The sequence below is a fragment of the Vibrio sp. FF145 genome (assembly GCF_041439075.1).
Classification (GTDB): domain Bacteria; phylum Pseudomonadota; class Gammaproteobacteria; order Enterobacterales; family Vibrionaceae; genus Vibrio; species Vibrio tasmaniensis_A.
Genome location: NZ_JBGONH010000001.1, coordinates 121,721 through 136,020 on the forward strand (window position 1 = coordinate 121,721; position 14,300 = coordinate 136,020).

14 protein-coding genes and 1 pseudogene are annotated in these 14,300 nt (G+C 44.8%); 8 read left to right on the top strand and 7 right to left on the bottom strand.

Annotation, left to right across the window (positions count from 1 at the left end; translation table 11 throughout):
* Window positions 1-44: 44 nt before the first annotated feature.
* Window positions 45-1,211 carry a DUF1887 family protein gene (locus ACED42_RS00555; RefSeq protein ID WP_009847162.1) on the top strand — a complete coding sequence of 389 codons (1,167 nt, stop codon included), beginning with the start codon at window positions 45-47 and terminating at the stop codon, window positions 1,209-1,211.
* Between the two features lie 247 nt (window positions 1,212-1,458).
* Here the strand turns inward: ACED42_RS00555 and udp are convergent, their stop codons facing one another.
* The 4 genes from udp to ACED42_RS00575 form a co-directional block, all read right to left on the bottom strand.
* Window positions 1,459-2,217: a uridine phosphorylase gene (udp, locus tag ACED42_RS00560; protein WP_009847163.1), complete on the bottom strand. Its 759-nt coding sequence runs from the start codon at window positions 2,215-2,217 to the stop codon at window positions 1,459-1,461.
* A 313-nt stretch (window positions 2,218-2,530) separates the two neighbouring features.
* The gene (locus ACED42_RS00565; protein ID WP_269336037.1) at window positions 2,531-4,888 is read right to left on the bottom strand and encodes a zinc/cadmium/mercury/lead-transporting ATPase; all 2,358 of its coding nucleotides are present in this window, start codon (window positions 4,886-4,888) and stop codon (window positions 2,531-2,533) included.
* A 171-nt stretch (window positions 4,889-5,059) separates the two neighbouring features.
* Window positions 5,060-6,523 (bottom strand): MATE family efflux transporter, encoded by a 1,464-nt coding sequence (locus ACED42_RS00570; protein WP_009847165.1) that lies wholly within the window; start codon window positions 6,521-6,523, stop codon window positions 5,060-5,062.
* Between the two features lie 189 nt (window positions 6,524-6,712).
* Window positions 6,713-7,129 carry a CBS domain-containing protein gene (locus ACED42_RS00575; RefSeq protein WP_009847166.1) on the bottom strand — a complete coding sequence of 139 codons (417 nt, stop codon included), beginning with the start codon at window positions 7,127-7,129 and terminating at the stop codon, window positions 6,713-6,715.
* Window positions 7,130-7,415: 286 nt separating this feature from the next.
* Between ACED42_RS00575 and ACED42_RS00580 the strand changes: the two genes are divergently transcribed.
* Window positions 7,416-7,649: a hypothetical protein gene (locus ACED42_RS00580; RefSeq protein WP_012604416.1), complete on the top strand. Its 234-nt coding sequence runs from the start codon at window positions 7,416-7,418 to the stop codon at window positions 7,647-7,649.
* Between the two features lie 238 nt (window positions 7,650-7,887).
* Here the strand turns inward: ACED42_RS00580 and ACED42_RS00585 are convergent, their stop codons facing one another.
* Window positions 7,888-8,874 carry a glycosyl transferase family protein gene (locus ACED42_RS00585; RefSeq protein WP_017096890.1) on the bottom strand — a complete coding sequence of 329 codons (987 nt, stop codon included), beginning with the start codon at window positions 8,872-8,874 and terminating at the stop codon, window positions 7,888-7,890.
* Window positions 8,875-9,041: 167 nt separating this feature from the next.
* On the opposite strand from ACED42_RS00585, the gene ACED42_RS00590 reads away from it, so the two are divergent.
* From ACED42_RS00590 to ACED42_RS00615, 6 genes and pseudogenes are all read left to right on the top strand, one after another.
* Complete coding sequence (locus ACED42_RS00590; RefSeq protein ID WP_371700950.1) at window positions 9,042-9,650, top strand: TetR/AcrR family transcriptional regulator; 609 nt, start codon at window positions 9,042-9,044, stop codon at window positions 9,648-9,650.
* 149 nt (window positions 9,651-9,799) lie between these two features.
* Entirely contained in the window at window positions 9,800-10,159 is a 360-nt protein-coding gene (locus tag ACED42_RS00595; RefSeq protein WP_371700951.1) for a hypothetical protein, read from the top strand.
* A gap of 91 nt (window positions 10,160-10,250) precedes the next feature.
* Complete coding sequence (locus ACED42_RS00600) at window positions 10,251-10,850, top strand: thiol:disulfide interchange protein DsbA/DsbL (RefSeq protein WP_009847171.1); 600 nt, start codon at window positions 10,251-10,253, stop codon at window positions 10,848-10,850.
* 237 nt (window positions 10,851-11,087) lie between these two features.
* Window positions 11,088-11,582: a peptidylprolyl isomerase gene (locus tag ACED42_RS00605; RefSeq protein WP_012604419.1), complete on the top strand. Its 495-nt coding sequence runs from the start codon at window positions 11,088-11,090 to the stop codon at window positions 11,580-11,582.
* Window positions 11,583-11,687, top strand: a pseudogene (locus ACED42_RS00610) (hydrogenase); the annotation flags it as partial. It lies immediately after the preceding gene.
* Between the two features lie 17 nt (window positions 11,688-11,704).
* Entirely contained in the window at window positions 11,705-12,133 is a 429-nt protein-coding gene (locus ACED42_RS00615) for a MarR family winged helix-turn-helix transcriptional regulator (protein ID WP_371700953.1), read from the top strand.
* Between the two features lie 87 nt (window positions 12,134-12,220).
* Here ACED42_RS00615 and ACED42_RS00620 read toward each other — a convergent pair whose 3' ends face one another.
* Complete coding sequence (locus tag ACED42_RS00620; RefSeq protein WP_371700954.1) at window positions 12,221-13,081, bottom strand: DMT family transporter; 861 nt, start codon at window positions 13,079-13,081, stop codon at window positions 12,221-12,223.
* Between the two features lie 110 nt (window positions 13,082-13,191).
* A complete protein-coding gene (locus tag ACED42_RS00625) occupies window positions 13,192-14,289 on the bottom strand; it encodes an alkene reductase (protein ID WP_017096896.1) in 1,098 nt (365 codons plus the stop codon).
* Window positions 14,290-14,300: the final 11 nt, after the last annotated feature.

Below are 14,300 nucleotides of genomic sequence, written 5' to 3' on the forward strand. Positions count from 1 at the left end.
TTTTTCTTTCACCTTTATGAGCGAGCCGCTATTAAGGAATTTATATGGCTGTTCATGTTGGCATTATCGATCAAGACCCCATTCGGTTGATCACCCCACTACTCGACAACCGAACGATCAGCACTCACATCGTGTTCATCGGTGACAAAAATCAAATCAGTATCTATCAACGCTTAGACAGCGTTTTGCAGAAGCGTGATATTACGAGTGAATTTTTCGAGATTCCAACTATCGTAAACACCTCTGCAATTAAAGAATCGATCCAAAACCTTGCTGAAGACTTAAAAGCTCGGGGACAAGAAGTGAAGCTCAACGCAAGTTGTGGCCTTCGTCACCGCCTACTGTCTGTCTACGAAGTATTTCGTACTTACCACTGGCCAATCTTTGTTGTTGAACCAAACAGTGACAAACTGTGCTGGCTTTACCCGAATGGTAAAGAAGACGCACAAGTTCAAGACCGCATCACTATCGATGACTACTTAACGGTATTCGGTGCTCGTGGTGAATTCAGCGATGTACAACTGTCTCCGCAACTTGACCAAAAACTGTATGAACTGGGTGAGCGTTGGGCAAGTAACGCATTAGAATTAGGCCCAGGTCTTGCTACATTGAACTACCTTGCAACAACCTGCCGTAAAGAACAGAGGCTTGATGTGGGCTTGTCTGAGAAGCAACAAGGTTATCGCGAGCTGAACATGCTGTTGAGCGATTTGGTTGAAGCTAAGATTGCCACTTATGACAATGGTATTTTGACGTTTGCCAATGAAGACGCGCGACGCTTCTCAAACGGCGAATGGCTTGAAACATTGGTTCATAGCACCGTTAAGCAGATCCAAGATGACATGCCGACCATTCAAGATCGCTCTTTGAATGTTCAGGTTTATCGTCAGCTCGGTGAGCGCGAAGTTCGTAATGAGCTTGATGTTGCTTCTGTAGTGAACAATAAGCTGCACATCATCGAGTGTAAGACCAAAGGTATGCGAGATGATGGCGATGATACCTTGTACAAGCTGGAATCGCTCAGAGACCTGCTAGGTGGCCTACAGGCCCGTGCAATGTTGGTGAGCTTCCGCCCTCTTCGTCATAATGACATCACACGAGCAGAAGATCTTGGCCTAGCATTGATTGGCCCTGACGAATTAAAAGATCTTAAAACACATCTCGCGGCATGGTTTACCGCTGCCGGTGGTGATGAAGATTTAGAGTGCTAATTTAAGAAACTCGAACATATCGAATTCTCAAAAAACAAAAAGGCGAATGACCGCTTAAGTCACTCGCCTTTTTTGTACCCGTAACGATTATGCCAATCGTAGTAAATGACTTATATCCACTACCCCGCCCGTATTGACAAGGTAAAAAGCTCAAAGGACTTGTAAACACGCAAAAAAATGGCCACATCATTCGATGTGGCCATTTTCAAAATTTGAAGTCGTTTTAAGACTTAAAGCACTTGAAAACTTAAAGCATTTTACGAGCAGCTTCTACAACCACTTTGATTGAGCGCGCTTCCGTTACTTTTAGTGTCTCGTGATCAGGTATCTCTTTTTGAGTACGGTTGATGATCACACCAGCAACACAACCTGCTTTCAAACCAGAACTTGCACACATTGTTAGTAGCGTTGCAGATTCCATTTCGAAGTTAAGAACACCCATGTCTTGCCATTCTTGCATAGAACCTTGGAAACGCTTAACCACGCGACCAGAGAACGTGTCGTAGCGCTCTTGACCTGGGTAGAAAGTGTCACTTGAAGCGGTTACGCCCATGTGAACTGCTGCGCCTGATTCTTCAACTGCTGCTTTCATTGCTGTAGCAACTTCGAAATCAGCAACTGCTGGGAACTCCATAGGAGCGAAGTGCAGACTAGCGCCGTCTAGACGAACAGAACCCGTAGAAACAATCATGTCACCCACGTTTACGTGAGGTTGGATCGCACCAGTCGTCCCAACACGTAGGAAAGTACGAACGCCAAGCTGAGCAAGCTCTTCAACTGCGATAGAAGTAGATGGGCCGCCGATACCTGTTGAACATACAACAACTGGCTTACCGTCTAGCTCTGCGCGGTAAAGCGTGTATTCACGGTGACTCGCAAGAAATACGGGATTCTCCATCTCTTCTGCAATTTTTTGCACACGAGCAGGATCACCAGGAATGATCGCAAGAGTAGCACCGTTAAGATCTGCTTCAGTAACACCTAAGTGGAAAACAGCTTGAGACATAGTTCGCTCCTTTTGGCTTATTGGGCTTTTTACCCTTATTTAAGCTCATAGTAAATTCGTGGGGTACGAACACACTCTAACCAAGCTCATAATGAAATGAAGTGACGAACATCACACCAATGATCGCAACAACATTTCAGGTTTCACGAAAAACCGATTGGCATCACAAAAATAAGCAATCCGAACGGCTGCGTTGCATACTAATGAGACAAAAAACGCCTTTAACGTATGACCGATAAAGGCGTTTTTATGCGAGATGCTTCTTATATAAGACGCTTTTAAAATTAAGAGCGTCTATGTCTGAGAGCTGAACTTAATCCACTTTAGACTTGAATCGAAGCAGGCGCAGTGCGTTGAGTGTCACCAGTGCTGTCGCGCCACTATCTGCAAGAACGGCAACCCAAAGCCCGGTAATACCAAGCAAACTGGTCACCAAGAACACACCTTTCAAACCGAGCGCTAGTGCTACGTTTTGACGAATGTTATTCATGGTCGCTTGCGACAATTCAATCATCGCGGGCAGCTCAGTTAAACGGTTGTGAGTCAGTGCTGAATCTGCCGTTTCAAGCGCAACATCAGTACCACCACCCATAGCAATACCTACATTCGCCGTTTTCATTGCTGGCGCATCGTTGATGCCATCACCGACCATAGCAACGTGTGACTGTTGAGATAACTCTTCAACATAAGACACTTTGTCACTTGGAAGCAGGCTCGCTTTATATTGCATACCAATTTTGCTGCTGATCGCTGCTGCACTTCGTGGGTTGTCCCCTGTGAGCATGATAGATTGAATACCCAAGTCATTAAGTCGTTCAATCGCAAGCTTAGCGTCACTACGTAACGTATCTTGCCAAGCAATCAAACCAATCACAGTCGTAGCTTGTTCTGTTGACTCTTCTAGATCTTTAAGCTCAAGAGCAACCACAACCGTCTTGCCCTCGCCTTCTAATGCTTCTACCTGAGAAACCACATCGGGTCCAAGAGCGAACGTGACTTTAGACGGTGATAAAACCTGATACTTAACACCATCGACATCGCCTTCAACACCGCTACCAATGAGCGCTTTCTTGTTGTGTGACTCAGGGATCTCAACATTCAGCTCTTTAACTTTAGCGACAAGCGATTGCGCCAAAGGATGAGTCGAACCAACTTCAATCGCCCCAACTACACGAAGCATAGCGTCTTGTTTCCAACCTGATAGAGGTTGAATATCCGTAACCTGAGGCTTGCCTTCAGTCAGCGTACCTGTCTTATCAAAGGCAATCGTTTGAATTTTCCCTAACTGCTCTAGTGCCGCGCCGCCTTTAATTAATGCGCCACGTTTCGCCGCTGCTGCTAAACCAGAAGTAATTGCAGCAGGTGTCGAGATAACCAACGCACACGGACAAGCAATCAACAATAGAGCTAGACCTCGGTAAACCCAGGTTTCCCAAGGCTGCGCGAACAGCAATGGTGGGGTGATGATGACCAAAAGAGCCACCAACATCATTAGTGGTGTGTACCAGCGGCTAAACTTATCGAGGAAACGTTCAAGCGGTGCTTTACGAGATTCTGCTTCTTCAATCAAGTGAAGAATACGGTCGATCGCATTCTCACCCTGTTTTGACGTGATGGTGATACGAACGACTTTATCGACCACCACAGCACCAGCCATGATTCTGTTGCCTGCTATATGTTCGACAGGAACAGACTCACCCGTTAGCGCACTTTCATCAAAGCTCGCAGCGTCGGTAATAAGTTGACCATCAGCAGGTAAACGAGAACCCGCCGCCACTTCAATCACGTCACCAGGAGCAAGTTCACTTACTGCAACGTCAACACGGTCGCCGTTGATAATCTTGGTGGCATTTTCTGGCACCAATGCCATTAAGGCTTGAACACCACTTCTTGCTCTTGATGAAGCAAATGCCTCTAGACGCTCACCAATCAAAAACAGTAACAGAACCATCGCAGCTTCAGCGGTTTCGCCAAGGTATAAAGCACCGAGCGCGGCAACACTCATTAAGGTTTCGATTGCAAACGGCGTACCTGAACGTGCCAACTGAACTGCTTTCTTGGCCACTGGATACAAACCAAGCAAACAGGTTACGGTAAACAAACCTTCACTTAGTTGAGGAGAAGTACTTTTCAACAGTGCTGCGAAGAGCATTGCGGCTGCAATCGCTATAATTTGTAAATTAGGTTGGATATGAGCTTGCCAAAAAGTCTCGGGGTGCTGTTTTTCTTTTTTAGAACCAACTTCCGAAAGAGGGAAGCCCGTTTTGATAGAGACCTGTTCAATGGTGTCGGCAAGACTTTCATTGTCGAATTTCACAACTAGCTTTTCGGTGGCAAAGAGAACTTTGGCTTGAATAACACCTTCAATGTTACTAACGGCTTTCTCTATTTTTTTAGCACAAGCTGGGCAGTCCATTCCTGAGACCAACCAACTTTTAGAAAATTGGGCATTTAAAGTTTGAGTAGAGGACTGACTGTCTTCTTCTCCACTGTCTGAACCACAACAATCATCTCCTGACGATGAAGACGCAGTAGCAGAAGAGCTGCAACATGAAGATGAAGTACCTGCTGCGGTAATGCTTGAAATTTTAGGGCTAGAGCAACTTGCTCCAGTCGCTTGTGGTTGAACGTCCACTTTTGTTGAGCGGCACGCTGCGTGTTTTGCGCACATAATGTATCTCCTTAATACTCAAAAGCCTTGAGGTTATTGCTCACTCATGAGCAACAGAACCTTAAGTTCAACAAAAGTATAAACCTTGGAGACTACTCCAAGGTCAAGAACAAATTGTCCAAGACCAAGAAGAAATTTACAAACCAACTAATCTATATTGGAGTGTCGCTGTTATTGCGACTTGAGCTCTTTACACTCTTCTCTGTTCGCCGATACATCATCAATAAGAACGGCATCATGTGAACAGAATGGTTGTGTATTCAAGCTGACTATCGACACATCGTCTTCTACAGGATCAACTTGGGAACCTTGCATAAGCTCTGCAATATGATAGCGAAGCACTAGGGTACCGAGTATTCCGAACAAAACATTGCCCAAGGCTTGCCCATACAGCACACCCAATGCGCCATACCATTGCGAGCCTAAGTAAACGAACGGCAATGTACCGAGAGTGGCTTTACCCAGATTCAGTGCTGTCGAGTAAAGCGGTTTACCTAAGTTATTAAAAGACGTGTTGGCAACAAACAGTGCGCCGTTGAAGGTGAAGGTTAACGCCACATAGGTACAGAATGCGGCAACAATAATTGCTGCATCACCTTGTAGGCTAAAGCCTTGGATCACATAGTCTTGGACAAAGTATAAGAGAATACAAACGGCGATGGTGTACGCCGTAGTAACCAACAATGAGTTGTTGAGTGTTTCTTTTACTCTGTCCATTCGCTCTGCACCAAAGTTTTGCCCAATGATAGGGCCCACAGCGCCAGACAAAGCAAAGATAACCGCAAAACAAACCGGCGTCAGACGACCTATCACAGCAAAGCCCGCGACAAAATCCTCTCCGTATTGTGCAATCCCCGTCGTTACAATCGCATTACCGATAGGCGTTGCGGTATTGGTGATAATAGCAGGCAGCGCAATAGCCAATATTGGTCGAATATTAATGCGCCATTGTACAAGAGAAGGGGGAGCCACCAGCTGGTGACTGCGAATCAAAGGGTAAAGCGAGAAAAAGAGCACCGAAAAACGAGCAAAGACAGAAGCGATAGCCGCCCCTTCGATGTTCCAACCAAAACCAAAAATAAACAAAGGGTCGAGAATCGCGTTAACAATGCCGCCCGACAAGGTCGCCCACATCGAACGTTTGGCATCCCCCGCGGCTCTCAAGCCTGCACCCGCAGCCATCGCTAGCGCTAGAAATGGCCCGCTTGGCAATAAGATCTGCAGGTAAGCTTGCGCCCGCTCTGCGGCCACCCCCTTTGCACCAATCGCAGCAAGCAGCTCTGGGATATAGGCGAACATCACCGCAGTAATCGTCAAACTGATGACAAAAGCGGTCAGCATAATACTCGTGGCGAGGTTTCGAGCGTGTTCTTGATTCTTTGAACCAATAGCTTTGGAAACCAACGCACCCATAGCAATAGAAGTACCGATCGAAACGGAGGTAGAGAAAAATGTCAGTGTGCCTGCAAAACCAACAGCCGCGGCCAATTCGACTTGTCCCAACATACTGATGAACAACATATCGAGTAAATCGACCACGAATAACGCCATCAAACCAACAGAGCCAGCCCCCGACATCACCAATATGTGGCGCATCGTTGAACCTTCTACAAACTTCGCAGTTTGATTTGACATGAAACCTCCAAAAGTTGGAACACCACAAAATAAAGCTCTATAAGCTAGTCAGCCACAAACTAGGGGATCGACAAAAAAGATCCACCAAGAAAAGCTCTACAAAGAAAAAAGGCGCTAGTGCGCCTTTTCAATTGAGGGTATTGAGAAAAATAATCGTTCTTAACACACCACTATACATGATGTTTAAAACTATACCTGATGTTTAAAGCATTCATCTAAGTTCTTGCCGATTGCTCTCAAAACATCGGTTCGAGTAATCATACCCACTAGCTTTTTGTTATCGAGTACCGGATAAGCTTTGGGTTTTCCAACTTGCATCATATCTGCCAATTCAATAATGGATAACTCAGGTGATACCGAGAGAACTTCTTGGTACATACAATCACCTACAATATGCGTGTCTTGGCAGAAATAGCTCACCTTCACTAACTTCTCGAGTAAATCTTGTTCAGAAAGGAAACCAATCACTTGTTCATTATCATCAATGACTGGACCACCCATATGATGGCTGCGCATTACTCTGTCTAACGCGAGACTTAACGGCATATCAGGAGTGAATGTCACAACCTGCGGCGTCATGTAATCTTTCACTTTAATAGAATGCATTGCGTTCTCCCTAAAATACGTTTTGTTATCGATTTTTCTATCGTGTTACCTTAATTGTTGTCTAAAATCTTGATTTTACTAAATGGATTTCAACAATTTTATTGATAGGCAAAACCTACCAAAGCAAAAAACGAGGTAACAAAAGGCTTGCACGCATGCCTATGAAGCAAAAATTTAAACACCGCTTACAAACTCTTACCTTTGATTCCTCCCATAAGCTAGCCTGAATACATAAATACTGTAACCTTCATCACTCTAATAATAAAAAGCTCAACTTAGGTAATTTATGCAACACGACAACAACATGTACGCGTATGTTTATGCAGACAACGAAGGTACAGAGAACACACTTATCGCTACTGTCGACAACCAAGAAAAGCCCCTAATCTCAAGCTGTTTTAATGAGATAAAGCGCATGTCTAACTTAGCTATTGATCTTGCAGCAGAACACAACTTGAAAGTGAAACTGGTTAAATACGGAAGAGAACAAGAGATCGACTTCGGCCTATTCCTAAAATAGCGCACTCATAACGCATGTCTTGTTCGGCAAGCTTAAGCAGCATGGTCAACAGCACAGAACACCGTTGAATAACATGTTATGAGTAGGCAATCACCTTGACAATGATTGCCTACTTAATTCAACAGCGAATACCGACCACGGTAAATATACGAAAAAGGCCAGCATTCGCTGACCTTCTCATTCACGATTTCAATCGCTATACGTTATTTGCTAGCTCTTAAGGACTGGCTAGTAGCTACTAACGAGTGCAATAGGCTTCCCACAAACGCGCTGCCTTTGAGTAAGCTTCAGCCTTATCGTGCGTTTCTGCGAATAAAATCGCCGTCATACTATCCACAACACTATTCGCCATCAGCTCCATCTCATCTTCCGGTGTACCCAGTACACATTCAGAAGGCAGAGGCAGCTCAGCATTCATCGTGCCTTCCCAGTAGAAAGATTCCACCTTTTCAGGAGAACTCATCCAGACAGTTTGGCTTACCTTGGGGTTGTATTCTGATTCGCCATTCATGCCTTTAAATGAAATCACCGAGTGGGATTTATTGCCAATCACATGCTCAACTTCTGCATGAAGCTGTGGGAATCCAGGGTGAAAGCTGCCACGCAAGCCTAAACGTCCACCACCAGGGTTCAATGCACGAACAACGGTATTAATCGGAGTTCTCAGTCCATAACGATGTTTCCAACCAATCATAGTTTGAGCTTGTGGGGCGAAGTTCGCCAAAGGCAAGTAAGCAATACCATCGGCTTCTAGAATCTGCTTTGCGTCTTGCGGATCTTGCGCGCTGCGAACGCCGACACATTCTAAATGTGTTTCGGCATGCGTACGACCACTGGGTTTGTCCATGTAGCCATGCATTAATACTTTATAGCCGTTGTCAGCTAGAATTTTTGCTGCCAACAGGTTCCAAGGCTTTCCACTGGCGTTATCGTTACGCTTACCTGCATAACACGGCCAATCGATATCAGCACCTAAGTCTGGCACTCGAGATTGAAACGCTTTTACAAAGCCTGCGATTTCTTCATTGGTTTCATTCTGCACACGAATCAACATCAGTAGCATAGCCATTTGGTCGTCACCGACCTCTCCGCTTAAATACTCATCCATGATGCGGTAGGCTTGTTCGAACGACAAAGGCTTACGACCTCTTTCCCCTCGTCCAACTGTACGAATACACTCTAAAATACTACTCATTGATTGTTTATTCTCTTCCGTTGATATCAATAAAATTCGAATACGTTTTCGATTCTATGACACCCGCAGTTCATTGCAAAGCGATTCAGGTGCTAGCGTGCTAATTACCAATACACTGATTGGTATTCTAAAAGTAAACTTACTGGTGTAAAATTAGAGTATGCAATGCTAACCGCGACATATTGAGTAATATCCAGATGACGGTAAAAAAAACACTAAGCCAAAGAAAACGCGAATCTATCGTGGCCGCTGCCATCGCAGAGTTTACCGAGCATGGCTATAAAGCCACCAGCATGGATAAAATATCGAGCCGCGCGGAAGTATCAAAGCGCACGGTTTACAATCACTTTGCGAGTAAAGAACTGCTACTGGATGAGATTTTAGACAGCATTTGGAGCAAAACACTCGCAGCGACTCAGTTCCCCTATCAAGCCGAACAACCGCTAGATGAACAACTTGTCTCTATAGCCACCCAAGAACTTGAGCTTCTCGAGTCTGAAGGTTTTATCGACTTATCTCGTGTACTGTTCTCTGAATATTTTCATAACGCAGAACTCGCGCATCAAGCGATGGAAAAATATTCTCAAGCAGAAAGCGGCCTGACGACTTGGATCAAAGCGGCATTGGCTGATGGTCGTTTGGTTGAACTCGACCCATTGTTTGCATCCACTCAGTTTATCGCCCTGCTGAAATCTTTTGCATTTTGGCCACAGATCATTGGTCATGCGCCCTCTCCGGATAAGCAGCACAAACAAATAATCATTAATTCCAGCGTCGAGATGTTCCTTAAACAGTATCAAGCGTAATAAAAGTTGAGCTCTGCTAAGTTTTGTTGGGTTTAATTAGAGATGCGCAAACGAGTGATGTATTATGCTCTCGTTTGACGCTTTCTTGTTTAGCTGTTGCAGAATGTGATTCATACCAACCTTAGTTCCGACACAAAGACCAATACTTCATGCCAAAGTTGATAAGCAAAATTTGGGTACATGCTTTTATGCTATTCGCTATGTTAGTGGCCACCATAAGTGTGGACAGTATCGCGAACGCCAATGCTATGCAGGTAACTCAAAATCTATCAACCTTATCGCAGAAAACCGATTCCTCATTCGACACCAGTGACTCATTCCCATATTCCAGCGCGCAACCCAATGTAGAACACCACTGCTGTGGATCTGTATGCTTACTTAAAATGCCACCGTTGATTGTGTCAGAGTCTTTTGATACCCAAATTGGTTCATTGGCTTTAATCGAGAAAGAGCCTTCACACAAGGCGATCATGTCGCCACAAGCTCCTTACCGCCCTCCTATTTCTTAATTGTTTGTCCCTGTTTGGCAACGCTTGCCAACGTATTACTAATACAGCTCTATCGCTGTAAACAATGACATCCAAATTTAGGAAATAACACATGAAAAAGCTATTTAGCCTATTCGCAGCTCTGATCATGAGCGCTTCAATTAATGCCGCTCAGTTTGAAGAAGGTACTCACTACAAGATCCTCGACGTAGCGAAAGCAGATAAACCTGTCGTTACCGAGTTCTTCTCGTTTTACTGCCCTCATTGCTACAAATTTGAAGGCGTCATTGAGTTCCTTAAACAAGATCTACCAGAGTCAGCAAGCTTTCAAAAAGTGCACGTAGCGTTTATGGGCAACGACATGGCTGTGCCTATGGCAAAAGCTTACGCGACCATGATTGCACTCGACGCTGAAGACAATATGGTTCCAGCAATGTTCGCCAAAATTCACGAGAAGCAACAGACTCCAAGAAACGAAGCGGAACTGCGCCAGATCTTCATTGATAACGGTATCGATGCGAAGAAGTTTGATGCGGCCTACAACGGTTTCGCAGTTAACTCAATGCAGAAGCGTTTTGATAAGCAGTTTGATGCGAGCACATTAACTGGCGTTCCAGGCGTATTAGTTAACAACAAATACATCGTAAAACCGGATCAAATCAAGAGCTACGAAGAGTACAACCAGCTGGTAAATTACCTTCTAACGCTTTAATCAAAAGCAATAATCTTTAAAACCTCAAAAGCCAGCGACCTGTTCGTTGGCTTTCTTGTCTATACAAGTGAAGTGAGCGCGCAACGCACGCTCGAAGATCATTCAGATCGCCCTTGAATACACGTCAAAATCACTGTTCACTGGCATCCGTCGTTATTTCTCATATACTGCACCCTATTACGTCATCCACTACTCTGTAGTACTCAAAATATTAGTACTCGAACATTGGGCACCTTTATGATTATTCTGACCACTAACTTTGGCGACATCGAAATTGAACTTAACCTTGAGAAAGCGCCAGTAAGTTCAAAAAACTTCCTTAAATACTGCCAAGAAGGCTTCTATGAAGGCACCACGTTTCACCGTGTAATTGAGGGTTTCATGATTCAAGGTGGTGGACACACTATCGACATGACAGAGAAACCAACACACGCACCTATCGTCAATGAAGCAAACCGCGGACTAAAGAACGTGATTGGCTCTGTAGCAATGGCTCGCACTGACGCTCCACATTCTGCAACGGCGCAGTTCTTTATCAACCTTGACGACAATGATTTCCTTGACCATACAGCAACGAGCAACGCAGGCTGGGGTTACGCAGTGTTTGGCAAAGTATCGGCAGGCATGGACGTGGTCAACAAGATTGCGCTTGCACCAACCACTACTCGCTGGGGACACGAAGATGTACCTTGCGAAGATATTGTGATTACCAAGGTCACGATTCGCGATTAATTCAAAATTAGCAGTCAATTCGCTTTTTTATCAAATAACGAAGCAATGTTGGTGCTAATTGCATCGGTATTAGTTACGATGACAATAGTTGTAATGTCATCATAAGAATTAGGTACTGACGAATGTCACAAGAATTTGATAGACAAAATAGCTTTGGTTGGATGATCAACGTGATCGCCAATAAAGCGAGCAAAGATTTCGACACAGAATTGAAAGAACATGGCTTAACCATTGCGCTCTGGCCAACCTTGATGTGCCTATGGGAAGAGGAAGGTATTACTCAGCGTGATATCGCGGCAAAGTCCAAAGTCGAGAATTCGACAACGACACGAACATTAGACAAGTTAGAAAAGCTTGAACTGGTTGAACGCAGAGCCGATCCAAACAGTCGTCGTTCTTTCAGAATCTACTTAACGGAAAAAGGGAAAGCACTCGAAGAACAGTTGATTCCAATCCCTACTCGTTTAAACAAAGAACTGATGAATGAGTTGGACGCTGAAGAACAACAACAGATGATCAAGCTACTTCAAAAGATGGTCGCAGCAGTCTGATCTTACTGTGACCGGAGCTTACTGCTAGTACATGCTTAATGAGCTATAAACATGCGCTAACGAGCACTCGGCCTTGCGCCGAGTGTTTTATTTTCGTCTAGACCATTTGATATAACAAAATAGCGAACCAATAATCACCGCTCCGCCAAGTAGCTTTTGCATCTCAACCGTTTCACCCAACACGCTGACACTCAATAACAATGTCCACACTGGCTCAAGAATCATGATCAATGCCGCCACTTCCATGTTCACGGAGTGCTGACCGACAGTTTGCAATAAGTAACGAATAGACGTTGCGATCACCGCAGAGACGATAAACCAGAAGACTAAGGTTTGAGTTATTTCAAACTCTGGTTGAGTAGTCATCGAAGCAAACGCTAACCCACTCACACCCACCACAAACAGTTGCACACAGATTGATGCGATAGGCTTGATATTGGTAATCACACGCTTGTTCATCACAAAGTGAACGGACAACAACATCGATGCTAGTAAGAAGTAAATCTGACTCTGCTCTACATTCCAACCGTTGCCCAGAGTCAGCAATAGCATGCCGATAATCGCGATAGGGAAAGACATCCAAAACGCACGATTAGGCTTAACTCGAAACAAAATCCAAGAGACAAACGGTGCAATGATCATGGCTAAGCTCATGATGAATGCCCCTTCCGACAAGCTTTCTGTCACCGATACTGCAAACACCCATACCTGCAATGAAGCAGACAGCAACAAGCCAACGCCGCAAAGAGAAAATATCTGCTTAAGCGAAAGCTTACGAATGTGATGAATACAAAATGGCAAAAGAATCAAACTCGCGACGAAGAATCGCACACCAATGAACACTGGCCCAGGCATTTCTAACACTACCAGCTTAGATGCAATCCATCCAATCCCAGCTAACAAGGTAGCAAATAGGAGATAAAGCTCTCCGCGCATCGCTTTCATCATCTTACTTGGTCCAATAACAAAAAAAGCAACCCGACTCTGCAAGGTTGCTTTTTATAAACATTCAACAGGATCGAGATATTATCTCAATACTCTGCTTCAGGCAGCTATTTTTAGCCTGCGTATTTTGGGTAATCCGTTAAACCTTTTTCAGCACCACCAAACAATGTGTTTGGATCGTGCGCTGCTAATGGGTAACCATTTTGAATACGAGCGGGTAGATCTGGGTTTGCGACGAATGGACGACCGAAACCAACCATATCAGTTACGCCTTCAGCAACCGCTTTTTCGCCGCGCTCGCTGTCGTATTTACCTGCGTAAATCAACACGCCATTGTAAGCTTTACGAACCGCTGCTTTAAACGCTATTGGCGTTTCAGGTGCGTCGTCCCAATCGACTTCTGCCACGTGCAGATAAACAATGTTGTATAGGTTAAGTAGCACCGCCGCCGCTGTGTAAGTCTCTACTGGCGTAGCGTCAACCGTACCATTCAACGATGTGAACGGAGCAAGGCGAACACCTACGCGGTCAGAGCCAATCGCTTCAACCATAGCTTCAACTACTTCGCCTAGGAAACGTAAACGGTTTTCAATTGAACCACCGTATTCGTCAGTGCGGTTGTTTGCTTCAGAGTCGATGAATTGGTTAATCAAGTAACCATTCGCCGCGTGAAGTTCGATACCATCAAAGCCCGCTTCAATCGCGTTCAAAGCCGCTTGGCGGTATTGACCAACCACGTTTTTGATGTCTTGTTTCGTCATCTCACGAGGTTCAACCACATCCACAAAACCCGGTTCATCAGTGCCATTATCGATGAATACTTTTACGTTCTCCGCTTTAAGTGCAGAAGACGAAATTGGTTGTTCACCACCAATGTTGTCTGGGTGTGTTACACGGCCTACATGCCAAAGTTGAGCGAAGATAACGCCCTCTTTTTCATGTACTGCATCGGTGACTTTTTTCCAACCCGCAATCTGCTCATCAGAGTAGATACCCGGAGTCCAAGCGTAACCTTGACCCATAGGTGAAATTTGTGTGCCTTCAGCGATAATCAAACCTGCAGAAGCGCGTTGAGCGTAGTAAGCCGCCATCATATCGTTTGCTGAATTGCCAGGTTGCGTTGCGCGAGAACGCGTCATCGGTGGCATAACAATACGGTTTTTAAGTTCGATATTACCAAGTTGAATTGGTTGAAATAGTGCGTTTGTCATTGTTATATCCT